Genomic DNA, 22,661 nt, shown 5'->3' on the forward strand with positions numbered 1-22,661 from the left:
GAAGCGCTCGATCAGGAGTTCTCGAGGACGATGCCCTCGATCAGGTTGGCCACGTCTTCGCAGCGGTCCGAGATCGATTCGAGCTGCTCGTAGATGGCCTTCAGCTTGATCAGCTCGCGCACGTCGTCCTGCTCGCGGAACAGCTTGGACATGGCCGAGCGCATCACGCGGTCGGCATCGCTTTCCAGCTTGTCGATCTCTTCGCAGGTCTTGATCGCGGCCTCGGCCGTCTTGGGCTCGTTCAGCCTGGGCAGCAGGGTCACGGCATGCTGAACGCGCTCGCAGCACTTGGCCGACAGGTCACCGAGCCGCAGCACTTCCTCGGGGATGGAGCGCACGTCGTACAGCGACATGGTTTCGCTCGAGTCCTGCAGCAGGTCGAGGATGTCGTCCATCGCATTGATCAGGCCGTGGATCTGCTCACGGTCGATCGGCGTGATGAAGGTGCGGTGCAGCAGGCGATTGACCTCGGCCGTGATGCGGTCGGCGGCGTGCTCGGCCTTGTCGACCTCGGCGGCGTACTTCTCGCGCAGATCGAGATCGTTGTAGTTCTGGATCATCAACATGAAGGCGCGCGCGCCTTCGACGATCTGGCTGCCATGCTCATTGAACAATTCGAAAAAATTGCCCTCGCGGGGCAGCAGCTTGCCAAAAAACATGGGGACTCCTGTGGTGCGGAAAGGGCCGGCGCGGCCCACCATCACTTCAACGACTGTTTGAAATTCTCGGAATTTTCTTGAAATCTTTCGATTTTCTCGAAATCTATCGATTTTCATCACCGCGTCACACGCGGCACGGCCGAGAGTGTAATCGGGAGGCGTTCTATCGCCTGCCCCTGCGTCCCCTGCAGATGGGGCTGCAAGGCACCCAAGCCCGGCACGACGAGCCCCGCCGCCAGCTCCAGCAAGGGCAGCAGCACAAAGGCCCGCTGATGCAGCCGTGGATGGGGGAGGCTCAGGCGCGGGCTGGCGATCTGCTGCTGGCCGTGGAGCAGCAGGTCCAGGTCCAGCGTGCGCGGTGCGTGGCGATAGGGCCGTTCCCGGCCATGGGCCAGCTCGATGGCCAGCAAGGCATCCAGCAGGGCCTCAGGGGCCAGACCGGTTTCCAGCGCCGCCACGGCATTGAGAAAATCGGGGCCACCGGCGTCGACCGGCGCACTGCGGTAGGCGCCGGAGACGGCGACAAGGCGGCTGTCTGGCAAGGCGGCCAGTTCGGCCAGCGCCTGCTCCAGCGCTTGCTGGGTGTCGCCCAGATTGGCGCCCAGGCCAATGTAGGCGAGCTCTCTCATCCGTTGATCATTCCTGCGGGCCGGAAGCAGTACCGCCCTCGGCCTTGCGGGCACCGCCCGGCTTGCGGCGGCGGCGGCGCTTCTTGGCGGGCGCAGCGTCACCGCCCTCCCCGTCTTCACCCTCAGGTTCTGCCCGAGGAGCAGCCGCAGCCGCCGGCTTGCGAGGCTGGCCTTGGGTCTTGGGGCTGCGCCGCTTGTCCTTCTCGCGAGCGTCTTCCAGCAGTGCTTCGCGCTCGTCGTCGCTGCCAAGGGCAAAGTCTTCCCACCAGTCGGCCAGGGCACCGTCGACCTCGCCCACGTCGGCGCGCAAGCGCAGGAAGTCGAAACCGGCGCGGTAGCGCGGCTGCTCGATCAGGCTGAACACGCTGCTGCCGCTGCGCCTCTCGAAGCGCGGTTGCATCATCCAGATCTCGCGCATGTCGGCCGCCAGCTTGCCGCGGCCGGAGATGTCGCCGATGCGGGCATCAAAGACCGCGTCGATGGCCTGCTGCAGCGCCGGAATCGTCGGCTCGCCCGATTCGCGGATCTTGGTCCACCGGTCCAGCACCTCGTGCCAGAGCATGCAGGCCAGCATGAAGCTCGGCGAGACGCCCCGGCCTTCCTGCACGCGGCGGTCGGTGTCTTCGAAGGCGAGGCGCACGAACTGACCGCGCGCGCCCTCGTAGAGCTCGCCCTTGCTGTTGAGCATGGCGTCGAGGATGGGGAAGACGCCGCGCGCCAGGCCCTGCTTGCGCAGCTGCTCCAGGCTGGCCAGCGAATGGCCGGTCTGCAGCAGCTTGATCATTTCGTCGAACAGGCGCGAGGCCGGCACATTGGCCAGCAAGGCGGCACTGGCCTTGACCGGCGCCCGCGTCTTGGGCTCGAGCTCGAAGCCCAGCTTGGCCGCAAAGCGCACGGCGCGGATGATGCGCACCGGGTCTTCGCGGTAGCGAGTCTCGGGGTCGCCGATCATGCGCAGCACGCGCTTCTTGGCGTCGGCCAGGCCGCCGTGATAGTCGACCACCAGTTGGCGCTGCGGGTCGTAGTACATCGCATTGACCGTGAAGTCGCGGCGCGCCGCATCCTCGATCTGCGGGCCCCAGACGTTGTCGCGCAGCACACGGCCCTCGGCATCGACCACATGGGCCTTGCCGGCCAGCTCGGCCTTGGACGTCTTTTCGTTGCCCGTGACCTGCTCGGCGCTCTCGGCATTGGGCAAGGCCCGGAAGGTCGAGACCTCGATCACCTCGTGCTCGCGGCCGCGGCCATAGACCACGTGGACGATGCGGAAGCGCCGGCCAATGATGAAGGCCCGGCGGAACAGGCCCTTCACCTGCTCGGGCGTGGCATTGGTGGCCACATCGAAGTCCTTGGGCCGCCAGCCGAGCAGCAGGTCGCGCACGGCGCCGCCGACGATGTAGGCCTCGAAGCCGGCCTCGGTCAGCGTCTGCACCACGCGCACGGCACGCTCGTCGAGCAGCGTCGGATCGATGCCGTGCTCAGCCACCTGCACCTCGACCCGCTTGCCCAGCGAGGTGGCGCCGGCAGCCTTGCCGAACAGCTTGTCGATGAATTTCTTGATCATGCTTCGAAGAGTTTCAAAAGAGGCCAGCCGCGTGCAGCGGCGATGTCGGCCAGGGCCGGCGTTGGATTGGTCGCCACCGGGTGGCTGACCTGCTCCAGGAGCGGCAGGTCATTGACCGAGTCGCTGTAGAACGTGGTCCGTTCGAAGTCCTGCCATTGTCGCCCCTCGCTCGCCAGCCAATCCCGCACCCGGCTGATCTTGCCGGCCTGGAACGAGGGCACGCCGTCAATGCGACCGTTGTACTCGCCTGCCGCGTTGCGTTGCAGCTTCACCGCGATCAGGTGTTCGACACCAAAGGCCGCCGCGATCGGCGCCGTGACGAACTCATTGGTCGCGGTGACGATGGCCACCAGGTCCCCTGCGTCTTGATGCTGGCGCACCAGGGCGCGAGCATTGTCGCGCATCAGCGGCGCCATCACCTCGGCCATGAAGCGGGCGCGGGCCGCCTCGGCCTCGGCAGGCGGGCGCGAGCGCCAGACCGAGGTGGCGAAGTCGATGTAGGCATCGACATCGAGCTCGCCACGCTGGTACTGGGCGTAGAACTCGTCGTTGCGAGCCGCCCAGGCGGCGCCATCGGCCCAGCCGATCCTGACCATGTATTCGCCGAAGGCGTGGTCGGAGTCCTGGGGGATCAGGGTGCCGTCAAGGTCGAACAGGGTCAGGTTCATGGTTCTTGGGGAGCGTCGTCGGCCAGCATCTGGCGCAGCAGCGGCACGGTGACGGCACGCTTGTGGGCGAGGGCAAATTCGTCCAGCCGATCCAGCAGGCGCATCAGGTGTTTCAAGTCGCGGGCGAAGCGGGTGAGCAGGTAGTCCATCACCTCGTCGCCGAGGAAGATGCCGCGCCGGTCGGCCTCGCGCCGCAGGGCCGAACGGGTCTCGGCTTCGGAGAGCGGCTGCAGCGCGAAGGTGGGGCCCCAGCCGAGACGGGTGCGCAGGTCTTCCCGAAGCTCCAGGTCCACCGGCGGCGCCGTGCCACTGGCCACCACGGCGAGACCATGGGTGGCCGCTTCGACAAAAAGCGTGAAAGCCGCGTGCTGCTGGCCGGCATCGAAACGCTGGCAATCGTCCAGCAGCAGCAGCGAGGGCTCAACCGGCAGCTCCCAGGGCAAGGCGGTATCGGCGTCATACCAGCCGACCTGGGCGCCATTGGCCTGCCAGGCCTGGGCCAGCGCCCGCAGGCAATGCGTCTTGCCGCTGCCGGGCGGGCCCCAAATGAACACGGGCGGCCCGCCCGCGCCGAGCTGGCGCAGCTGGGCCAACAGGCCGGCGTTCGCGCCGGGCACGAAGTTCTCGAACGTGTATTCGGGGTCTGGGCCGATGGCCAGCGGTATCTGCTTCAACAAGAACAACTCACTCGTCAGCCCTGGTACAGCGGGCTGTCCAGGTAGGCACGGCGGGCATGGCGCAGCGCCACCACGCCCAGCGCGCTCAGCGGCAGCGCGATCAGCACGCCCACAAAACCAAACAAATGGCCAAAGGCCAGCAGCGCGAAGATCACCATCAGCGGCGACAGCCCGATGCGCTCGCCCACCAGGCGGGGCGTCAGGAAGAAGCCTTCGATCAACTGGCCGAGGCCGAACACCACCACCACGGCCAGCAGGCCGTACAGATTGGCAAACTGCAGCAGGCCGGCCAGCAGGGCCAGCAGCAGGCCGAGGCCGAAGCCCAGGTAGGGAATGAAGACCGCCATGCCGGTGAACACGCCGATGGGCAGGGCCAGGTCGAAGCCGGCCAGGGCCAGGCCCGTGCTGTAGAAGATGGCCAGGGCGCCCATCACCAGCAACTGGCCGCGCAGGTATTGGCCCAGCATGGCATCACATTCAGACAGGAAGCCGCCCACGGGCTCGCGCAGCCGCGGCGGCACCAGGTTCCAGCCGCGCTCCAGCAGCACCGGCCAGTCATGCAGCAGATAGAACAGCACGACCGGCAACAGCACCAGGTTGCCCACCAGCGTCAGCAGCAAGCTGCCGCCGATGCGGGCCGAGCTGAGCGCCGTGGCCAGCCAGTCTTCCAGGTTGGCATCCAGGTACTTCAGCACGAAGGCCTTGATGCTGACGATGTCGAGCGACACGTCGATGCCGACCTGCTTGAGCAGCGGCGCGAGGTAGACATTGGCCTTGCTGGCGAGGATGGGGATTTGCTCGCGCAGCAGCGGCAACTCCTTGCTGAGGATGGGCACGATCAAAAGCACCAGGGCCAGCAGGACGAGGACCGCCATCAGCTCCACCAGCACCACGGCCAGCAGGCGCGGCACGCGGCGGCGGGTCAGCTGGCTCACCAGCGGATGCAGGGCATAGGCCAGCACGCCGGCCGCAATGAAGGGCGCCAGCACCGGCTTGAGCAACCAGATCAGCGCGAACGCTGCAAAGGCCAGGGCGATCCAGGCCAGGGTCAGGCGTTGACGTTGACTGAGCTTCATGGCGGCTTGGAGGGGCGATGGAAGGGTGGGCGCTGCACGGGGCGCGCCGATTCTATGTGGCAGATTTCAGTGCAGCGCCGGGCCGTCGCGGCGGCGCAGTTCATCGAGCCGCTGGCGCTGCTCGGCCCGGTCGGGCGCCTGCTCGGCATGGTCCAGGTAGAACTCCAGGTCGGCCGCCGCAGCACTCCAGTGGCCCAGGGCCTCCAGTACCAGGCTGCGGTCGCGGCGCTCGGCCAGCTCATCAGGCAGCAGCAGCACCAGGCGCTGCTGCACCGGCAACAGGCGTTCCCAGTCGGATTGGGCGCGGTGGATCTCTTTCAGATTGCGCAGCATGCGGGCCAGTACCTGGCGGGGCGAGGCGGCTTGTAGAAAAAGCTCCAGCGGCAGGTCCACGTCGCCGGCCAGGCCGGCGCTCTGCCGGTAGGGCTGCAAGGCTTCGTCCAGCTCGCTGCGCGAGAGCGAGCGGCCGCTGAACGGATCCAGCATCACCTCGCCCTGGGACAGGTGCAGCTTGATCAGGAAATGCCCCGGAAAGGCCACGCCGCGCGCCTGCAGGCCGATCTGGCTGGCCAGCTCCAGGTAGATCACGGCCAGCGTGATCGGGATGCCACGCCGCGTAGCCAGCACATGGTGCACATAGCTGTTGCCGGCCTCGTAGTAGTTGTTGACGTTGCCGGCGAAGCCAAGCTCGGTATGGAAGTAGCGGTTCAGCGCGCGCAGGCGGTGCGCACTCGGGGCATCGGCCGGCAAACGCTGCAAGAGGCGCCGAGCCAGCGTGTCGACCTCGGCCTGGACGGCCTGCACATCGAGCTGCGGGAATTCATCCTGGCCGATGGCGATGGCCGCCTCCAGCAGGTTGATGCTGGCATCCTCGGCCACCAGGCTGGCGAAATACTCCAGCGCCGAAGGGGCATGCAGACGCAGCGAGGAACTCATGGCCCGAGTTTATGGATCTCAGCCGCGCCGGACAAACTGCCGCAGCTTGAGGCCGCTCAGCAGCAGCACCGCAAAGTACAGCAGGGCCGAGCCTGCCAGGCAACCCGCCATGGCAAAGGCACGCATCACGCCATGCTGGCCGAGGGCGATCCAGTCGATCCGAGTGGCCAGCAGGTATTGCAATCCACCCATGGCGGCGCTGGCCACCAGCACTCGCAGGGCGAACAAGGCCCAGCCCGGCAGCGGCTGGTAGCTGCCCCGGCGGCGCAGCCCCCAGAGCAGCAGGCCGGCATTCAGCAATGCACCCAGGCCTATCGACAGCGTCAGGCCGGCGGCACCAAGGAAAGGCACGAACAGCGCATTGAGCAGCTGCGTCAGCACCAGCACGCCAATGGCGATGCGCACCGGCGTGCGCGTGTCCTGCTTGGCGTAATAGCCAGGTGCCAGCACCTTGATCGCCACCAGGCCCAACAGGCCGGCGCCATAGCCCATCACGGCCCGGCTGGTGTTGGCCACATCCAGGGCCTGGAACTTCTTGTAGTGGTAGAGCACGGCCACCATGGGCTCGGGGAAGACCAGCAGCGCCACCGCGCAAGGCAGGCCGAACAGCACCACCAAGCGCAGACCCCAGTCCAGCAGGTCGGAATAGCCCTTGCCCTCCCCCTTGGCCTGGGCAGCCGAGAGCTGGGGCGTCAGCACTACGCCGAGGGCCACGCCCAGCAGGGCGATCGGGAACTCCATCAGCCGGTCCGCGAGGCTGACCCAGGTGGCCACGCCCTCGCCGATGAAGGTCGAGATCTGCGTGTTGATCATCAGCGAGATCTGCGCCACCGCCACGCCAAAGATCGCCGGCGCCATCTGCGTCAGCACCCGCTGCACGCCGGCTTGCTGCCAGGAGCGACGCAGCGCCGCCGGCGACAGACCGATGCGTGGCAACAGACCCAGGCGCTTGAGCGCTGGCACCTGAACCGCCAGTTGCAGCAGCCCGCCCAGCATCACGCCGATGGCCAGCGAATAGATGGGCTGCCAGCCCCAGGCCTGCAGGCGCGGCACCAGCAGCCAAGCCGAGGCGATCACCGAAAGATTGAGCAGCACCGGCGTGGCAGCAGGCACCATGAACTTCTTCCAGGTATTGAGAATGCCAGCCGACAAGGCCACCAGGGACATGCAGCCGATGTAGGGGAACATCCAGCGCGTCATCACAACCGCGGCTTCCCGGCCACCCTCCTTCAGGCCCGCCCCCAGCATCCAGACCAGCAGCGGCGCGCCGATCACCCCGAGCACGCAGGTCAGCACCAGGGCCCAGGTCAGCACGGTGGCAACGGCATTGATCAACTCGCGCGTCGGCTCGTCACCGTCCTTGGCCCGCGTGGCGGCCAGCACCGGCACGAAGGCCTGGGAAAATGCGCCCTCGGCAAACAGTCGGCGCAGCAGGTTCGGAATCCGAAAGGCGACCTGGAAGGCGTCCGTCAGCGCCGAGGCCCCGAACAGCGCCGCCACCAGGCTTTCCCGCAGCAAACCGGTGATGCGCGACACCAGGGTCAGGACGGAAACAAAGGAAGCGGCGCGCAGCAGATTCATCGGCAGGATGTCGGTCGGAGCGCCGCATTATCTCCGTGCGAAAGCGCCATCTGAACCGCGCATGGCGGTAAACCCTTCTCCAGCTCTGCAAAACTGCTATACTCGCGGTCTTTGCACCAACTGGGTAGATTCACAGCATGGCAACCTCTTCCAAAGCCAAGAAGAAGACCGTCCGTTTGGCATCGGGCCGCAAGCGCGCTCGCCAGGACGTCAAGCTCAACGCAGCCAACACGGCTCTGCGCTCCAAATTCCGCACGGTCATCAAGAACGTGCAAAAGGCCGTTGTCGCTGGCGACAAGCCAAAGGCCGCCGAACTGTTCAAGGCCGCTCAGGCCGTGATCGACTCGGTTGCCGACAAGGGCATCTTCCACAAGAACAAGGCCGCTCGCCACAAGAGCCGCCTGTCCGCCAAGATCAAGGCGCTGGCCGCCTAATAGCCAGCTCTGGTGCAAAGCTCAAAGCCCGCTTCGGCGGGCTTTTTGTTTGTGCTCTCCATCGCCGCCGCAGCAGCAGCTTCATTCAGCGTGGCGCTGACGTTTCGTTTTGACTGCGAAGCGCCACCCATTCCGACACCGCTGCGGCCACCCACGGTGGATCATCCTGCGGCAGATCATGGCCGGCTGCCGTGTGCATGCGCAGCGGCACCCCCCAGGCGCGGCTCAGCGTCTGCGAACAACGCCAGTCCACCAGGCCATCACCAAGGCTGCACAGCAGCAGCATGGGCGGTTCAGGTCGCGCACGACTGGCACGAAAACGCAAGGCAGCAAGCAACTGACGCCACGCGTTGCTCAATCGCACCCTGGAGGACACGCCGTCGCCCGCCGATGCAGAACGAACGAATCCCAGAAACTGCAGCGGCGCCAGGGGCCGCAGCCGCCGGAGCACGGGACTGAAAGGCCGCAGGCTGGTGTTGATCAACACGGCGCCGCGCACCTCTTGCGGATACCGCGCCGCCCACTCGCTGGCAATCAGGGCACCGAGCGACATGGCGAGCAGATGGACAGGCGCGCCCACACCTCGCCGCTGCAGGTCGGCCCGGCAGGCTTCAACCAAGGCTGCAATCGAACTGGGGCTGGATTGATCACGCAATTCGCCATGCCCCGGCAGGTCCAGCAGCAGTACCCGCACATCGGGCTGCAGCTTGGCCAGTTGGTTGACGAAGACCCTTGGAAACTCGCCCCAGTTCGTGCCCGCTCGGCTGAGACCCCGCAGCAATACCCAAGTCACGGGCTCAGACGAAGCACTGGTGAGGTCGGGAATGGCGGCTGAAGACAACATTGGCGCAAGGTTATCTCAAGCGAGCTGCGTGCCACACCCCCGAAATGCGCCCCGTAGGCGCCACGAGACAAGCCCTGAAGCCGGGTTCGGTGACGCCCTTCAGCTTTTCCTGGGCGGCGCTTCGGGCAGCAGACAGGCCTCTGCGACCTGCAACTGGTTGTCGCGCGCGAAATTCATGACGAAGTCCCAGGCCATCGGTTCGATGGCCTTCAGTTCCTCGTTCACGATCACGCACTTGATACCGTTGATCACGCGAGGCACGCAGTAGGGCGAGTAGCCGATGTGGTCGCCGATGCGGCCGGTGTTGCCACCAGGGCGGAAGCAGGACATGGCGCCCGCCAAACGCTCGGCCCAGTCGCTGGGACGGAAGGTGCGCCCTTCCAGGGTCAGTCCCTGGATGAACACTTCGCGCGGTTTGGGCGGCAGACTCATGGGCTCGCTAAGCGGGGCAGACAACTCGGGGCGGCAGGCCCTCGAGACAACGGCCACTATTGTGCCTTGTTGCGGCGCAGCAAGCGTGCAACAAAGTCGCACCGCCCGATTGACAGAGCGCACGCCGAACGGCCCGACCTGGGGTCGACCCGTAGAATCATCGGCCGGCCTGCCTTGCGGGTCAGTCCCTCCCCCTTCCCCTATTGCACTGGAGAGTTGATGAACGCCCCCGTCCCGCCCGTCGCGCCCACCGAGCCGCATGTGATGCAGACCTACGGCCGCCTGCCCATCGCCTTGTCGCATGGTCAAGGCTGCTGGGTCTGGGACACGGCCGGGCGACGATACCTGGACGGCCTGGGCGGCATAGCAGTCAACACGCTGGGGCACGCCCATCCCAAGCTGGTGCCAGCCCTGCAGGAACAGATCGCCAAGCTGATCCACACCAGCAACTATTACCACGTGCCGCTGCAGGAGCAACTCGCCGCCAAGCTGGTCGAGATCTCCGGCATGACCAACGCCTTCTTCTGCAACTCGGGCCTTGAAGCCAACGAGGCCGCACTGAAGATCGCGCGCAAGTATGGCCATGACCGGGGCAACACCAACCCCGAGCTGATCGTGTTCGACGGCGCCTTCCATGGCCGCTCGATCGCCACGCTGTCGGCCACGGCCAACCCCAAGATCCATGCGGGCTTCGGCCCGCTGGTCGGCGGCTTCGTGCGCGTGCCGCTGAATGACATCGCGGCCGTCGAGGCGGCGCTGAAGGCCCATCCCAACATCACCGGCATCTTCCTGGAGACCATCCAGGGCGAAGGTGGCGTGAACCCGGCGCGCATCGAATTCCTGCAAGGCCTGCGTCGCGTCTGCGACGAGCACGACATCCTCTTGATGCTGGATGAAGTGCAATGCGGCATCGGCCGCACCGGCAAATGGTTCGCCCACCAATGGGCGGGCATCGTGCCCGACGTGATGCCGCTGGCCAAGGGCCTGGGTTCGGGCGTGCCGGTGGGCGCTGTCGTTTGCGGCCCGCGCGCCGCCAAGGTGATGCAACCCGGCAATCACGGCACGACCTTCGGCGGCAACCCGCTGGCCATGCGGGCCGGCGTCGAGACGCTCAAGATCATGGTGGAAGAAGGCCTGCTCGCCAATGCCGCCAAGGTCGGCGGCGAGCTGAAGGCCGCGCTGACCGAGCAACTGGCCGGTGTGCCCGGCGTGGTCGAGGTGCGCGGCCAGGGTCTGATGCTGGGCATCGAACTCGACCGCTCGGCCGGCCCGCTCTTGCTTCAGGCGGCCGAAGCCGGTCTGATGATCAGCGTGACCGCCGACAAGGTGGTGCGCCTGGTGCCGGCGCTGATTCTTTCGAGCGAAGAGGCTGCGCAGATTGCCGCCATCCTCGTGCCCTTGATCAAGGCCTTCGTGGCCGCACCCAAGTCATGAAGCCCGGTTCCAGCCTGATGCGCCACTACCTGCAGTTCAAGGACCTGCGCGCCGAGGAGTACGCCCACTTGTTCGAGCGCGCCGCCACCATCAAGCGGCGCTTCAAGAACTACGAGAAGTACCAGCCGCTGCAAGACCGCACGCTGGCCATGATCTTCGAGAAGGCCAGCACGCGAACGCGCGTGAGCTTCGAGGCCGGCATGTACCAGATGGGAGGTTCGGTGGTGCACCTGACCACCGGCGACAGCCAGCTCGGTCGCGCCGAGCCGGTCGAGGACAGCGCACGCGTGATCAGCCGCATGGTCGACATCGTGATGATCCGCACCTTCGAGCAGACCAAGATCGAGCGCTTTGCCGCTCACTCGCGCGTGCCGGTCATCAATGGCCTGACCAACGAGTACCACCCCTGCCAGATCCTCGCCGACCTGTTCACCTTCATCGAAGCCCGCGGCATGAACCGGCGAGGCATCGTTGATGCCGATTGCCTGAAGGGCCGCGTCGTGGCCTGGGTGGGCGACGGCAACAACATGGCCAACACCTGGCTGCAGGCGGCCGAGATCCTCGGCTTCACGGTCCACGTCAGCACGCCCAGCGGCTACGAGATCGACCCGGCCGTGGCCGGCATCAAGGACTCGTCCTGCTACAAGGTCTTCAAGGACCCGATGGACGCCTGCCGTGGCGCCGACCTGGTCACGACCGATGTCTGGACCAGCATGGGCTATGAGGCCGAGAACGAGGCACGCCGCGCTGCGTTTGCCGACTGGTGTGTGGACGCGGAAATGATGTCGGTCGCCAAGCCGGACGCCTTGTTCATGCACTGCCTGCCAGCCCACCGCGGCGAAGAGGTCTCGGCCGAGGTGATCGACGGGCCGCAGTCCGTCGTGTGGGATGAGGCAGAGAATCGCATGCACGTGCAAAAGGCACTCATGGAGTACCTTTTGCTCGGCCGTATCGGCTGAAAGCCGGGACGGCAGCCCGAGAGGGCTGGCATGCGATTCGGGGCGCACTCACTTTGTGTCAGCAAAGTGAAGCCGCGTCAGTGGCGGGTGCGCACCAAAACAGGATGCATTTGCAAAAGGCACTCATGGAGTACCTTCTGCTCGGGCGGATCGGCTGATACCCCTCAGCGCTGCTTCAGGCCATCCGCCAGGATGTTGGCCGGGTAGTAGCGCTGAAAGGTCTTCCAGACGTCGCCGCTGCGCACGCTGCGTTCCAGCAACTCGCGCAGCAACTGCCGATCCGGTGCCGGAAGGCTCTTGGAGAGGTAGACGCCAGCATCGCCCCAGGGCAGTTCATTCATGGGCTCGACCCGCAGCTTGGCCAGCAGCGGCTTGTAGCGGGCATCGTTGTGCATCGCACCGGCCACGATGCTGGGCGCCATCACGGTCAGATCGCCCATGCCCAGGTTCAGCATGCGCGCCGCCTCCAGGGCGTCGACCGCCAGCATCAGCCGCCCTTGAGCGCCCAGCTCCCGCTGCATGACTTGGTACGCCTCGCCATAGTCAAAGCCTCGCACCAGCACCACACGCAGCTCACGCCGGCGCAAGAGCTCATCCAGTGAGCGCACAGGTGGCCTGTCCTTGGCTTCGCTGAACGAAACCAGCGCCGGCCGGCTGCGCACCAGGGGTACGAACAGACCCAGCTCGTCGCGCCGCGCCGTGCGGCTGGCGGGCACCAGCAGGTCGGCCTGACCGCTTTCGAACATCAGCTCGAGTCGCGCACGCGGTACCGTGGAAAACTCGAAACGACAACCTTCGCCCAGGCCACGCAACAGATCCGGATAGACGCCTCCGACGACATCGCCCTCCACAGTCACGCTGAGGCCTATGGGCGCCACCGGCACCTTGAGCACGCGCGAACACTGCCCCCAGGCCAACATCGGCAGGAGCAGCAGGCAACTCAACAACCGCCGGCAAGCTCGGCTCATCCAGACTCCATACAGGGCTTAGCTCATTGTGATCGAACTGACCGGGCATCGCCTGGGCACCATCCCGAATGCTTTGTTCAGTGCGGCGTCAGACCGGCATGGCAACATGCTGGCCTCATGAAGCTCGCCCTGATTTCCGATCTCCACGCCAACCGCCAGGCTCTCAGTGCGGTGCTCGCGCACGCAGAAAGCCGGGGCGTGGACAGCCATGCCCTGCTGGGCGATTTCGTCGGCTATGGCGGCGACCCGGCCTGGGTGCTGGACCAGGTCATGCGACTGGTCAAGGACGGCGCCGTCGCGGTGATGGGCAACCACGACAGCGCCGTGGTGCGCGGCCCGCTGCCCGGCATGCGCGATGAGGCGCGCGAAGTGATCGAATGGACACGCAGCCAGCTGCGCCCCGAGCAGCTCGAGTTCCTGAGCCAGTTGCCGATGATGGCCGAGCGCGGCGAGCTGCTGTTCGTGCACGCCAATGCCTACGACCCGGCCGGCTTCGAGTACATCCAGGGCCGGCTCGAGGCGGTGCGCAGCATGCATGCCACCAAGGCGCGCTACAGCTTCTGCGGCCACATGCACGAGCCCATGCTGTTCCACCTGAGTGGCACCGGCAAGGCCGGCGAGTTCACGCCCCAGGCAGGCGTGGAAATTCCGCTGCTGCCCAACCGCCAGTGGCTGAGCATCCCCGGCTCCTGCGGCCAGCCCCGTGATGGCAACCCGGCCGCCTGCTACGCGATCTTCGACACCGATCAAGGTCTGCTGAGCTTTCAGCGCGTACCCTATGACGCAGATGCCGCAGCCGCCAGCGTGCGTGCGGCCGGCCTGCCCGCCAGGCTGGCCGAGCGTTTGGTGCTCGGCGAGTAGCCAAGCCAGGCTGCACAGCCGCCGCCGAAGCCAGAAAGGGCCAGGTCTTGCCAGCACCCGCCGCTCCCGACTCCATCCTCAGCCCGCCCTCCTCCGCCCCGCTGCAGGCCGGCCAGATCATCGACGGCTTCCGGCTGGAGGCCCGCCTGCACCAGGGCGGCATGGCCAACCTCTGGAGCGTTTCGCGCGTCTCGCCCGTAGCGGGCGAGGACTTCCGGCTGATGATGAAGGTGCCGCGCATCAAGGGCGGCGAAGACCCGGCCACCATCGTCGGTTTCGAGGTCGAGCAGATGCTGATGCCGGCACTCAAGGGCCCGCATGTGCCGCGCTTCGTCGCCCGGGGCGACTGGACGCGCCAGGCCTACATCGTGATGGAGCGCATCGAGGGCGTCTCGCTGCGGCCGAGGCTGGACGATGCGCCGCTGCCGCTCGAAGAGGTGGTCGACATCGGCATCCGCGTGGCCCTGGCCCTGCAGGACCTGCACCGCCAGCATGTGGTGCACCTGGACATCAAGCCCAGCAACATCATGTTCCGGCCGGACGGCCGGGCCGTGCTGGTGGACTTCGGTCTCTCGCGCCACGACCACCTGCCCGACCTGCTCGAAGAAGAGTTCTCGCTGCCCATGGGCACCGGGCCCTATATGTCGCCCGAGCAGGTGCAGTTCATCCGCAACGATCCGCGCAGCGACCTGTTCGCACTGGGCGTGATGCTCTACCACCTGGCCACCGGCGAGCGGCCCTTTGGCCAGCCCAGCTCGGTGCGCGGCCTGCGCCGCCGCCTCTACGTAGAGCCCGTGCCGCTGCGCGCCATCGACCCGAAGCTGCCGCCCTGGTTCCAGGAGATCGTGCTGCACTGCCTGGAGGTCAAGCCCGAGCGCCGCTACCAGAGCGCGGCCCAGCTGATGCTGGACCTGCAAAGCCCCGCAAGCGTGGCGCTGACCCGGCGCGCCGAGAAGACCCAGGGCAGCAGCAGCCTGACGACCCTGAAGCGCTGGTTCTTCGCACTCGGCGCCGAACCGGCGCCACCGGCCCGCGCCAGCGAGCAGCTGGACCGCAGCCCCATCATCATGGCGGCCATCGACACCGAAAGCGCCACGCCGGCCCTGCTGGAACAGCTTTGCGAGCACGTGCGCCGCGTGGTGCAGGCCGAGAGCGGCGCGCGCCTGGCCTGCGTCAGCGTGATGAAGACGGCGCGCCTCGGCATGGACGAGCTGACCGACGCCAGCGGCCAGAGCCTGCATGTGAAGCAGCTGATCGCGCTGAAATCATGGGCCCGCCCGATCAGCCGCGCTCTCAACCTGGAGGACGGTCGCCTGACCTTCCACGTGCTGGAGGCCCCCGACGCTGCCAGCGCCATCATCGAATTCGCCAGCCGCAACGGCATCGATCACATCGTGATGGGTGCGCGCGGCACCTCGGCGCTGCGGCGCTACCTGGGCAGCGTGTCGTCCCAGGTACTGGCGGAATCGGACTGCACGGTGACCGTGGTCAGGGAGCGCTAGCCGCCGCGCTCATTGCGCCTTGGGATGGCTCCGAACCTCGGCTTGCACCTGCACCTCGCGGCGTTGCTTGGCCTTGTCCTCGTAGACGAGGGTGATGGGCAGCTTGTCGCCGGCATTCAAGGGCTTGCTCAGGCCCATCAGCATCACATGCAGGCCGCCGGGCTTGAATTCCACGGTCTTGCCGGCCTTCAGGTCCAGGCCTTCGATGGCGCGCATGCGCATTACCGAGCCCTCCATCGCCATCTCGTGGATCTCCACCATCATGGCCACCGGCGAACGGGCCTCGACCAGGCGGAGATCGGCGTCGGCCTTCAGCTGGAAGAAGGCGCCACTGGCCTTTTGCTGTGCGACCGTGGCGCGCGCCCAGGCGCCGCTCACTTGCAGCTGGGCATGGGCAGAGAAACTGGCCAGACCGGCCAGCAAGGCAAGGAGGGGAAGGCGGAGCTTTTGCATGGCTCGCATGATAGCCAGACCTACACTGACGCCATGAGTTCCCCTGCCGACAACCCCTGCATCCGCTGCGGCGCCTGTTGCGCCAGCTTCCGGGTCGATTTCGCCCGCGAGGAGATGATGAGCGAAGGCGGCAGCGTGCCCGATGGCCTGTGCGGCGAACTGAACCACAGCCTGGCCCGCATGCGCGGCACCGACCACGCCAGCCCGCGCTGCGCTGCGCTCGTCGGCACGGTGGGCGTCAAGGCCAGCTGCGGCATCTACGAATGGCGCCCTTCGCCCTGCCGCGAATTCGGGCTGCGCGCGCCGCTCGGGATCGGCGACGAGGCCTGCAACCGCGCCCGTGCGCGGCACGGCCTGCCGCCGCTCTGAGGCCTTGCGCCGCTAGGGCTTGTAGCCGGTCGCCCGGTAGCCCTTGATCTTGTCGAGCTTGGTGGCGTAGATGTCGCGGTCCTTGATCGTCGTGCTGTAGTCCTTGGCGGACTCCATGTGCTTGCTGGCACTGGCCAGGTCACCGAGGCGCAGGTCAGCCAGGGCCATCCAGAAATGGAACTCCGGCACATAGGCGGCACGGGAAATTTCCTTGCGGAACAGGTCCCGGGCCTGCACAAAGTTGCCCGCGTTCATCGCTGCCACGCCACGGTCGAAGAAGGCATAGGGCGGGTCGGGCTGCAACTGATCGAGCCGCCGCTGCAACTGATCGGCCTCCGCATGCTGGCCCATGTCGCGCAAGGCAACCACCAGATTGCCAATCACCTGCGGATTGTTGGGTTCCAGCTCATAGACCCGACGCAGCACCCGCTCAGACGCCAGCAGGTCGCCATGGCGGCGGTAGATCACGCCCAGGGTGTTGTAGGCATTGACGTAGTTAGGGTCGCGGTCAATCGCTGCGCGGGCCAGCCAGTAGGCCTGGTCCAGCTCGTTGGCCACCATGGCTTCAGCCGCACGGTTGTTGTAGAACATGGCCACCAGCGTGCGCTCGTCGAGCTTGCGTATACGCTCTGCGCGGCCCAGCTCGGGCGGCACGAAGTCGATGGTCATCGAGTCCATGCCGCGATCCGAGTCGGCATCGAGCGAGAAGGCGGCGGTTTCCTGCCAGCGGCGCCCCAGGGTCACGTTCACATGGCCGGCCAGGAACAGGGTGCTGCCCATGCGGCTCCAGTTGGACTCGGTCGTGACCTGCTGGTAGGTGATGCCCAGGCCCATCTCCTTGGCAAAGGCCGCCGTCATGATGACCAGCGACAGGCAGTTGCCCGCGCGCGCTTCGAAGGCCTCAGAGGCATTGCGCGTGATGGCCGCGTCGTAGTCCAGCAGCAGCTTGCGCTTGTGGTACAGCGCATCGACCAGGCCCCAGCGCGCACCCTTGTGCCGCACCTGCTCCGCCACTTCCTTCTTCATGAACTGGCGCATCTCGGGGCTCAGGGCAAAGATGGCCTCGTCGTCATGGGCTTGCGCCAGCGGCTTGAAGGCGGCGTCCTTGAACAGCGCCGGGATTTCACTCGGTGCGAGGCGGGGGGGCGGGCTGGCGCATCCGGCCACCAAGAGCGCAGTGGCCAACAGGCCGGCCTTGAACAACAGGTTTCGCATGGCACACCTCACGGTCGTCGCGGCAAGCGATGCCAAGCTGCCATCCGGGGCCCGTGCTGCGCCTGCCTGTTCAGATGCTAGTGCGCTTTCAGACCCGTGCCAAAGGTCAATGCCCCCTCGTTTGCGCTAGTTCTGGATCCAGACGACGGCCGTCCGCGGGGGCACCAGGAAGCGGCCGCTCTTGGCCTCATAGCCCGCCTGGCGGCGCGGCCGCGGGTCGGCCGCCGCTGCACTGGCCTGCACCGGGTGCAGGCGGTAGGCCCGCCCCTGCTCAGTCTCGAACTGAAGCGACTGCGGTTCCGGCGAAACATTGATCAGGTAGAGCAGGCGCTGGAAGCCGGCGCCTGCAAGGCCCTGGCCGTCCAGCACGGCAGCCATCACCAACGGGTTCTGTAGCGGCCCGGTGTTGAGCATGCGCAGCCGCGACTGGATCTCGGCCGCGCTGTCCAGCCGGAACAAGCGACTGCTGGCCCGGATCTTCAAAAGGTCGAGGAACATCGCGCGGGCCTGGGCAATCTCGGCCGGCAGCGGCTTGATCCCGGCATCGGCCAGCAGCGGCTGCAAGAGCGGCCAGTCGCGGCCGTTGTCGCCCTGCGGTGGCAGGCCGGCGGCGAAGCCGTTGTCGGCGAGGCGCCAGTCCAGGCGGTTGAACCAGTCGCCCGAGTCGTAGCTGTTGCGGTCCAAGGACTTGCTGCGCAGCAGCTCCTGGCCGGCGTGAAAGTAGGCGATGCCCTGGCTGAACGCGGTCAGCGCCGCGCCCAGCATCTGCACCCGCACGCGGTCCTCGCGCGAGGTGCCTCGCGGCAGGCGCATCACATTGATGTCGAACAGGGTCTGGTTGTCGTGGTTCTCCACGTAATTCACCACCTCGCCCGGCTGCGAGACATAGCCGGCCGGCTGGTCGCCATAGCGGATCTCGGCAAGCTTGCGGTGCTGGCCGTCGAAGGTCTCGAGTTTGTAGTCGCGCAAGGAGCCTGCAAGGCCCACGCGGATCATGTCGGCAGCGCGCAGCAGCTCGGCCGGGTCACGCGGCCGTGCTGCGTCATTGGGTGCATAGCCCAGGCCGTTCAGCCAGCCCTGGTGGCGCCGCAAGGCTTCGCCGCTGTCACCAGCGCTGCCACCGCGCGCTGCATCGCGACCCCGGTCGCTGAAGGTGGCGATGCCGCTGCCATTCAAGGCGAGCTGTGAGGCCTGAACGAAGCGCGCGCCGTTGGCGATCTCCCCGAAGTTCCAGCCCTCGCCTATCAGCTCGATGTGGCGACCAGCCGCCTGGTCGACGGCCGCCTGCAAGGCCTCCATCGCCGCGCGCGGCTGGTGCGCCATCAGATCGAAGCGGAAGGAATCGATGCGGTAGTCGCGGGCCCAGCGCACGGCCGTGTCCACCATCAGCTTGGCCATCATGCGGTGCTCGGTGGCCGTGTTGTCGCAGCAGGTCGAGCGCTCCACCCGGCCTTGCGCATCGAGCCGCTGGTAGTAGCCAGGCACGATGCGGTCCAGCACCGATTTCTCCGACTGGCCGGAGGCCGGCGTGTGGTTGTAGACCACGTCCATGCCCACACGCAGCCCGGCCTCATGCAGGGCCTGCACCATCTGGCGGAATTCGAGGATGCGGCGCGCGCCATTGGCCGCGCTGCTGGCATAGCTGCCTTCGGGCGAGCCGTAGTGCAGCGGGTCATAGCCCCAGTTGTAGCAATCCTTGGCGGCCACGGCCATCACGGCGGCTTGCTGGGCCGGGCTGTCGGCGGCGGCCTGCGGAACCCTTGGCGTGACGCAGCCAGCTTCGGGAATGCTGGCGATGTCGAACACCGGCAGCAGGTGCACGTCCGTCATGCCGGCCTCGGCCAGCGCGCGCAGGTGACGCATGCCGGCCGAGCGCGTCTCGGTGAAGGCCTGGTAGCGGCCACGCTTGGCGGCCGGCACGGTGGCGTCGCCGATGGAGAAGTCGCGCACATGGAGTTCGTAGATCGCCATGTCGGTGGCGGCCTTCAAGGGCGCTGGGCGACGGTGCTGCGCCCAGCCGCGCGGCTGCAGGTTTGGCGCCGAAAGATCGGCGATGTAGCTGCGGCGGGAGTCCACGCCGTGGCTGATCGAGTACGGATCGCTGACACGGTTGCGCACCCAGCCCTGGCCCGGCACGAAGACCTCGACCAGGTAGTGGTAGTAGCGACCCGACAGGTCCTTCATCAAGCGGCCTGACCAGGCGCCCGTGGCTGCATCGAACTGCAGGGCCTGCTCGCTGCCGGTCTTGCTGGCGTCGCTGTCGTAGAGGCAGACGCTGACTGCCCGTGCCGTGGGCGCCCAGAGCTTGAAAGCAGTCGTCCTGGCCGACCGGTTCACGCTGACACCCAGGTCGGCCATGGCGCCTGCTGATGCGTAGAGATCGTCCAAGGCGCCGGGGCTTTGAATGCGCGTGAACGCGAGCACACGGCCCGCCGCGTCCTCGAGGGTCAGCAGCAACTGGGCCTGATGCAGGCGGGCCGTGTCTTCGACCCGCAGGCGCAGGCGCGGCCCGGCGGCCACGAACTTGAAGCGCTCGGCCAAGTCGTGCGCCAGCGCTTGCTCGTCGACCTGCAAGAGATGGCTGGCGTCCGCGCCTTGCACCGTTTGACCGATCTGCGCCACCAGCGCACCGGCCGCCGAGACATGCAGGCGCCAGCGCTGGCCGGCAGTGACCACCTGCCCAGGCCATTGCAGCAACTGCCGGTCCAGCCAATAGGCCTGTGCCGGACCTTCGGCAGCTGCGGTCATCGCAGCCGGCTGCACCAGCGCCTGGAAGCCCTGGTCGTCACAGGCGCCGGCCTGTGCCTGCACCCCCACCGTCAGCAGGGCCAGGCCCAACAGCCAGACCTTGCCGGTCGGCGATTGCCACTTCATGCTTGCTGTCTCCATGCTTGTTTTGAAAGATAGTAGCAAAACTACATTCACAAAACACGATCTACTTTGCCTGTCAGACAATGAGCCGCTATGCTTGCCACCGCCAACGACAGATTGAGCAGTAATTTAGCTACAACAAGGCGAGCCGGACCACGCCGTGACGCCGATGGGGACAGCCACGATGAACCTGATACGCAAACTCGGCGGCGCCCTCGCCCTGAGCACCTGCCTGATGAGCCAAGCCCAGACCCTCTCCCGCATCGAACCGGCCTTCTGGTGGGTCGGCATGAAGAGCCCCGAGCTGCAGCTGATGGTGCACGGCGAGCGCATCGGCGAACTGCAGGCGCAGCTCCAGGCACCCGGCGTCACGCTGAAAAGACAGACCCGTGCACCCAACCCGAACTACCTGTTCCTGGATCTGGAGATCACGCCCGAGGCCAAGCCCGGCGAGTTCGAGATCGCTTTCAGCAACGGCAAGACGACGCTCAAGCAGCGCTACCAGCTGCTGCAGCGCGAGAGCGGTTCGGCCGAGCGCCAGGGCTTCGGCCCCAAGGACGCGATCTACCTCGTCGTGCCTGACCGCTTCGCCCAGGGACAGCCCGACCGCGCAAAGCCCGCCGGCCTCGCCGAGGGCAATGACCGGCGCAATCCCGGCGGCCGCCATGGCGGCGACATCGCCGGCCTGCGCCAGCACCTGGACTACATCGCCGGCCTCGGCTTCACTCAGCTCTGGCCCACGCCGCTCTCCGAGAACAACGCCGAGAAGTACAGCTACCACGGCTATGCCGCCAGCGACTTCTACAAGGTCGATGCCCGCTTCGGCACGAACGAGGAATTCCGCGAGCTGAGCCGCGCCGCCAAGGCCCGCGGCATCGGCATGATCCAGGACATCGTGCTCAACCACATCGGTGGCAGCCACTGGTGGATGCGCGATATGCCGGCGCCCGATTGGCTCAACCAATGGGGCCAATACACCGAGACCCAGCATGCCCGCATGACGCTGCAGGACCGCTATGCCTCGGACAGCGATCGCAAGCGCTTCACCGACGGCTGGTTCACCCGCAACATGCCCGACCTCAACCAGCGCAATCCGCAGCTGGCCACCTACCTCACGCAGATGACGATCTGGTGGATCGAGTACGCCGGCCTCTCGGGCATACGCACCGACACCTATTCCTACTCCGACCGCGACTTCCTCTCGCGCTGGTCGGCACGCGTGATGCAGGAGTACCCCAAGCTCAACATCGTCGGCGAGGAATGGAGCCCGCATCCGGCCGTGGTCTCGTACTGGCAGCGCGGCAAGCTGAACCACGACGGCTATGTGTCCAGCACACCGAGCATGATGGACTTCCCGCTGCACGGCGCCCTGCTGGCTGCCCTCAGCGAGGCCGATGGTCATGACAGCGGCCTGACCAAGCTCTACGAAGCCTTGGCCCACGACTTCGTCTATCCGGCACCCGAGCAGCTCGTGCTGTTCGAAGGCAACCACGACACGCCGCGCCTCTACTCGCTCCTGAAGGAAGACTTCGCCAGCTGGAAGATGGCCCTGGCCTACCTGGCCACCACGCGGCGCATCCCGCAGGTCTTCTACGGCACCGAGCTCCTGATGCAAAGCCCGAGGGAACGCGACGACGGCATCGTGCGCTCCGACTTCCCCGGCGGCTGGGCCGGCGACGCGGTGAACGGCTTCACCGGTGCAGGCCTGAAGCCCCAGCAACGCGAGGCGCAGGACTATGTGCGCCGGCTTTTCAACTGGCGCAAGACAAGTCGCGTGGTCCACGAGGGCGCCCTGATGCACTACGCGCCGGAGGGTGGCGTCTACGCCCTCTTCCGCTACCTGAAGAGCGAGCCCGGCGCGCCGCGGGTGATGCTGCTCTTGAACAAGGGCAGCAAGGACACCAAGCTGGACCTGCGTCGCTTTGCCGAGATGCTGCCGGGCACGAAGTCGGCCCTGGACGTGATGAGCGGCCAGCCGGTCACCCTGGGCGACACGATCACCGTGCCGGCGCGCTCACCGCTGATCCTCGAACTCAGGCGCTGAGCTGCGAGGCCGGCACCGGCGGCGTGAACGACAAGCCGCCGGCCATGCGATTCCAGGCGTTGATGGCCGCTATGGCCGCCGTGAGGTTGGCGATCTCGGCCGGCGTGAATTGGAGCTGCAGCTCGGCATAGGCCGCGCCGGTGGACAGGTGCTCGCCCATCAGGGTCAGGGCCTCGGTCCAGGCCAGGGCCGCGCATTCGCGCTCGGTGAAGAGCCCGGGCACCTCGGCCCAAGTGGCCACCAGGTCGATCTTGGCCGGCACGACCTGCAGTTTGCGCGCCAGGTTCAGGTGGAACTGCAGGCAGAAGGCGCAGCCATTGAGCTGCGAAGCACGGATCTTCAGCAGCTCGGTGAGCTGCTTGTCCAGCCCCGAACCGTCCACGGCCTGGGTGAGCGCGCGCATGGCCTGCACGACGCCGGGCGCCGCTTGTTCGAACTCGGCCCAGTCGATGCGGGCCTGGTGAGGAAATGCCATGGAAGAGCTG

At 66.7% G+C, this 22,661-nt stretch carries 22 protein-coding genes; 7 read left to right on the forward strand and 15 right to left on the reverse strand.

Annotated features, from left to right (window positions below):
- Positions 1-11: 11 nt before the first annotated feature.
- The 8 genes from J7U46_RS11195 to murJ all read right to left on the reverse strand — a co-directional run bounded on the left by J7U46_RS11195 (position 12) and on the right by murJ (position 7,790).
- The gene (locus J7U46_RS11195; protein WP_282825773.1) at positions 12-659 is read right to left on the reverse strand and encodes a DUF47 domain-containing protein; all 648 of its coding nucleotides are present in this window, start codon (positions 657-659) and stop codon (positions 12-14) included.
- Between the two features lie 116 nt (positions 660-775).
- Positions 776-1,288, reverse strand: a complete 513-nt coding sequence (gene folK, locus J7U46_RS11200; RefSeq protein ID WP_282825775.1) for a 2-amino-4-hydroxy-6-hydroxymethyldihydropteridine diphosphokinase — start codon at positions 1,286-1,288, stop codon at positions 776-778.
- A 7-nt stretch (positions 1,289-1,295) separates the two neighbouring features.
- Positions 1,296-2,852: a polynucleotide adenylyltransferase PcnB gene (gene pcnB, locus J7U46_RS11205; RefSeq protein ID WP_282825777.1), complete on the reverse strand. Its 1,557-nt coding sequence runs from the start codon at positions 2,850-2,852 to the stop codon at positions 1,296-1,298.
- Positions 2,849-3,520 carry an HAD family hydrolase gene (locus J7U46_RS11210; protein ID WP_282825779.1) on the reverse strand — a complete coding sequence of 224 codons (672 nt, stop codon included), beginning with the start codon at positions 3,518-3,520 and terminating at the stop codon, positions 2,849-2,851. Before J7U46_RS11210 ends, pcnB begins: the two co-directional genes overlap by 4 nt.
- Positions 3,517-4,197 carry a DnaA regulatory inactivator Hda gene (gene hda / locus J7U46_RS11215; RefSeq protein ID WP_349239488.1) on the reverse strand — a complete coding sequence of 227 codons (681 nt, stop codon included), beginning with the start codon at positions 4,195-4,197 and terminating at the stop codon, positions 3,517-3,519. The genes J7U46_RS11210 and hda overlap by 4 nt, the downstream gene beginning before the upstream one ends.
- 14 nt (positions 4,198-4,211) lie before the next feature.
- Entirely contained in the window at positions 4,212-5,273 is a 1,062-nt protein-coding gene (locus J7U46_RS11220) for an AI-2E family transporter (RefSeq protein ID WP_282825781.1), read from the reverse strand.
- A 66-nt stretch (positions 5,274-5,339) separates the two neighbouring features.
- Positions 5,340-6,209 carry a tetratricopeptide repeat protein gene (locus J7U46_RS11225; protein ID WP_282825783.1) on the reverse strand — a complete coding sequence of 290 codons (870 nt, stop codon included), beginning with the start codon at positions 6,207-6,209 and terminating at the stop codon, positions 5,340-5,342.
- 18 nt (positions 6,210-6,227) lie between these two features.
- Entirely contained in the window at positions 6,228-7,790 is a 1,563-nt protein-coding gene (murJ, locus tag J7U46_RS11230; protein WP_282825785.1) for a murein biosynthesis integral membrane protein MurJ, read from the reverse strand.
- A gap of 137 nt (positions 7,791-7,927) precedes the next feature.
- Here murJ and rpsT point away from each other — a divergent pair, with 137 nt between their 5' ends.
- Positions 7,928-8,224: a 30S ribosomal protein S20 gene (gene rpsT, locus J7U46_RS11235; protein WP_282825787.1), complete on the forward strand. Its 297-nt coding sequence runs from the start codon at positions 7,928-7,930 to the stop codon at positions 8,222-8,224.
- A gap of 85 nt (positions 8,225-8,309) precedes the next feature.
- On the opposite strand, the gene J7U46_RS11240 is transcribed toward rpsT, so the two are convergent.
- Entirely contained in the window at positions 8,310-9,068 is a 759-nt protein-coding gene (locus J7U46_RS11240) for an alpha/beta hydrolase (protein WP_282825789.1), read from the reverse strand.
- 99 nt (positions 9,069-9,167) lie between these two features.
- Positions 9,168-9,500: a DUF3579 domain-containing protein gene (locus J7U46_RS11245; RefSeq protein WP_282825791.1), complete on the reverse strand. Its 333-nt coding sequence runs from the start codon at positions 9,498-9,500 to the stop codon at positions 9,168-9,170.
- Positions 9,501-9,719: 219 nt separating this feature from the next.
- Between J7U46_RS11245 and J7U46_RS11250 the strand changes: the two genes are divergently transcribed.
- Both J7U46_RS11250 and argF read left to right on the forward strand, forming a co-directional pair.
- The gene (locus tag J7U46_RS11250) at positions 9,720-10,934 is read left to right on the forward strand and encodes an aspartate aminotransferase family protein (protein WP_282825793.1); all 1,215 of its coding nucleotides are present in this window, start codon (positions 9,720-9,722) and stop codon (positions 10,932-10,934) included.
- Positions 10,931-11,893 carry an ornithine carbamoyltransferase gene (argF, locus tag J7U46_RS11255; RefSeq protein WP_282825795.1) on the forward strand — a complete coding sequence of 321 codons (963 nt, stop codon included), beginning with the start codon at positions 10,931-10,933 and terminating at the stop codon, positions 11,891-11,893. Before J7U46_RS11250 ends, argF begins: the two co-directional genes overlap by 4 nt.
- Positions 11,894-12,057: 164 nt before the next feature.
- On the opposite strand, the gene J7U46_RS11260 is transcribed toward argF, so the two are convergent.
- Positions 12,058-12,861 (reverse strand): hypothetical protein, encoded by an 804-nt coding sequence (locus tag J7U46_RS11260; RefSeq protein ID WP_282825797.1) that lies wholly within the window; start codon positions 12,859-12,861, stop codon positions 12,058-12,060.
- Positions 12,862-12,978: 117 nt separating this feature from the next.
- Between J7U46_RS11260 and J7U46_RS11265 the strand changes: the two genes are divergently transcribed.
- Both J7U46_RS11265 and J7U46_RS11270 read left to right on the forward strand, forming a co-directional pair.
- A complete protein-coding gene (locus tag J7U46_RS11265; RefSeq protein ID WP_282825799.1) occupies positions 12,979-13,722 on the forward strand; it encodes a metallophosphoesterase family protein in 744 nt (247 codons plus the stop codon).
- 47 nt (positions 13,723-13,769) lie between these two features.
- The gene (locus J7U46_RS11270) at positions 13,770-15,224 is read left to right on the forward strand and encodes a bifunctional serine/threonine-protein kinase/universal stress protein (RefSeq protein ID WP_282825801.1); all 1,455 of its coding nucleotides are present in this window, start codon (positions 13,770-13,772) and stop codon (positions 15,222-15,224) included.
- Between the two features lie 9 nt (positions 15,225-15,233).
- On the opposite strand, the gene J7U46_RS11275 is transcribed toward J7U46_RS11270, so the two are convergent.
- Positions 15,234-15,677: a copper chaperone PCu(A)C gene (locus J7U46_RS11275; RefSeq protein WP_282825803.1), complete on the reverse strand. Its 444-nt coding sequence runs from the start codon at positions 15,675-15,677 to the stop codon at positions 15,234-15,236.
- A gap of 33 nt (positions 15,678-15,710) precedes the next feature.
- On the opposite strand from J7U46_RS11275, the gene J7U46_RS11280 reads away from it, so the two are divergent.
- Positions 15,711-16,046, forward strand: coding sequence for a YkgJ family cysteine cluster protein (locus tag J7U46_RS11280; RefSeq protein ID WP_282825805.1), 336 nt, complete (start codon positions 15,711-15,713; stop codon positions 16,044-16,046).
- A gap of 12 nt (positions 16,047-16,058) precedes the next feature.
- Here the strand turns inward: J7U46_RS11280 and J7U46_RS11285 are convergent, their stop codons facing one another.
- Both J7U46_RS11285 and J7U46_RS11290 read right to left on the reverse strand, forming a co-directional pair.
- The gene (locus tag J7U46_RS11285) at positions 16,059-17,261 is read right to left on the reverse strand and encodes a tetratricopeptide repeat protein (protein ID WP_282825807.1); all 1,203 of its coding nucleotides are present in this window, start codon (positions 17,259-17,261) and stop codon (positions 16,059-16,061) included.
- Positions 17,262-17,387: 126 nt separating this feature from the next.
- The gene (locus tag J7U46_RS11290) at positions 17,388-20,135 is read right to left on the reverse strand and encodes an alpha-1,6-glucosidase domain-containing protein (protein ID WP_282825809.1); all 2,748 of its coding nucleotides are present in this window, start codon (positions 20,133-20,135) and stop codon (positions 17,388-17,390) included.
- A 181-nt stretch (positions 20,136-20,316) separates the two neighbouring features.
- On the opposite strand from J7U46_RS11290, the gene J7U46_RS11295 reads away from it, so the two are divergent.
- Positions 20,317-22,176, forward strand: coding sequence for a glycoside hydrolase family 13 protein (locus J7U46_RS11295; protein WP_282825811.1), 1,860 nt, complete (start codon positions 20,317-20,319; stop codon positions 22,174-22,176).
- On the opposite strand, the gene J7U46_RS11300 is transcribed toward J7U46_RS11295, so the two are convergent.
- Entirely contained in the window at positions 22,166-22,651 is a 486-nt protein-coding gene (locus J7U46_RS11300; RefSeq protein ID WP_282825813.1) for a carboxymuconolactone decarboxylase family protein, read from the reverse strand. The genes J7U46_RS11295 and J7U46_RS11300 overlap by 11 nt on opposite strands.
- Positions 22,652-22,661 lie beyond the last annotated feature (10 nt).

The sequence above is a fragment of the Pelomonas sp. V22 genome (genome assembly GCF_030014915.1).
Classification (GTDB): Bacteria; Pseudomonadota; Gammaproteobacteria; order Burkholderiales; family Burkholderiaceae_C; genus JAUASW01.

Bases quoted from the DNA above. Each gene is read 5' to 3' on its own strand.
- J7U46_RS11195 (WP_282825773.1), bottom strand. From the start codon at position 659: ATGTTTTTTGGCAAGCTGCTGCCCCGCGAGGGCAATTTTTTCGAATTG.
- folK (WP_282825775.1), bottom strand. From the start codon at position 1,288: ATGAGAGAGCTCGCCTACATTGGCCTGGGCGCCAATCTGGGCGACACC.
- murJ (WP_282825785.1), bottom strand. From the start codon at position 7,790: ATGAATCTGCTGCGCGCCGCTTCCTTTGTTTCCGTCCTGACCCTGGTG.
- J7U46_RS11225 (WP_282825783.1), bottom strand. From the start codon at position 6,209: ATGAGTTCCTCGCTGCGTCTGCATGCCCCTTCGGCGCTGGAGTATTTC.
- J7U46_RS11220 (WP_282825781.1), bottom strand. From the start codon at position 5,273: ATGAAGCTCAGTCAACGTCAACGCCTGACCCTGGCCTGGATCGCCCTG.
- J7U46_RS11280 (WP_282825805.1), top strand. From the start codon at position 15,711: ATGAGTTCCCCTGCCGACAACCCCTGCATCCGCTGCGGCGCCTGTTGC.
- J7U46_RS11295 (WP_282825811.1), top strand. From the start codon at position 20,317: ATGAACCTGATACGCAAACTCGGCGGCGCCCTCGCCCTGAGCACCTGC.
- J7U46_RS11210 (WP_282825779.1), bottom strand. From the start codon at position 3,520: ATGAACCTGACCCTGTTCGACCTTGACGGCACCCTGATCCCCCAGGAC.
- J7U46_RS11275 (WP_282825803.1), bottom strand. From the start codon at position 15,677: ATGCAAAAGCTCCGCCTTCCCCTCCTTGCCTTGCTGGCCGGTCTGGCC.
- J7U46_RS11245 (WP_282825791.1), bottom strand. From the start codon at position 9,500: ATGAGTCTGCCGCCCAAACCGCGCGAAGTGTTCATCCAGGGACTGACC.
- J7U46_RS11300 (WP_282825813.1), bottom strand. From the start codon at position 22,651: ATGGCATTTCCTCACCAGGCCCGCATCGACTGGGCCGAGTTCGAACAA.
- J7U46_RS11240 (WP_282825789.1), bottom strand. From the start codon at position 9,068: ATGTTGTCTTCAGCCGCCATTCCCGACCTCACCAGTGCTTCGTCTGAG.
- J7U46_RS11285 (WP_282825807.1), bottom strand. From the start codon at position 17,261: ATGCGAAACCTGTTGTTCAAGGCCGGCCTGTTGGCCACTGCGCTCTTG.
- J7U46_RS11290 (WP_282825809.1), bottom strand. From the start codon at position 20,135: ATGAAGTGGCAATCGCCGACCGGCAAGGTCTGGCTGTTGGGCCTGGCC.
- J7U46_RS11265 (WP_282825799.1), top strand. From the start codon at position 12,979: ATGAAGCTCGCCCTGATTTCCGATCTCCACGCCAACCGCCAGGCTCTC.
- pcnB (WP_282825777.1), bottom strand. From the start codon at position 2,852: ATGATCAAGAAATTCATCGACAAGCTGTTCGGCAAGGCTGCCGGCGCC.
- J7U46_RS11260 (WP_282825797.1), bottom strand. From the start codon at position 12,861: ATGAGCCGAGCTTGCCGGCGGTTGTTGAGTTGCCTGCTGCTCCTGCCG.
- J7U46_RS11250 (WP_282825793.1), top strand. From the start codon at position 9,720: ATGAACGCCCCCGTCCCGCCCGTCGCGCCCACCGAGCCGCATGTGATG.
- argF (WP_282825795.1), top strand. From the start codon at position 10,931: ATGAAGCCCGGTTCCAGCCTGATGCGCCACTACCTGCAGTTCAAGGAC.
- rpsT (WP_282825787.1), top strand. From the start codon at position 7,928: ATGGCAACCTCTTCCAAAGCCAAGAAGAAGACCGTCCGTTTGGCATCG.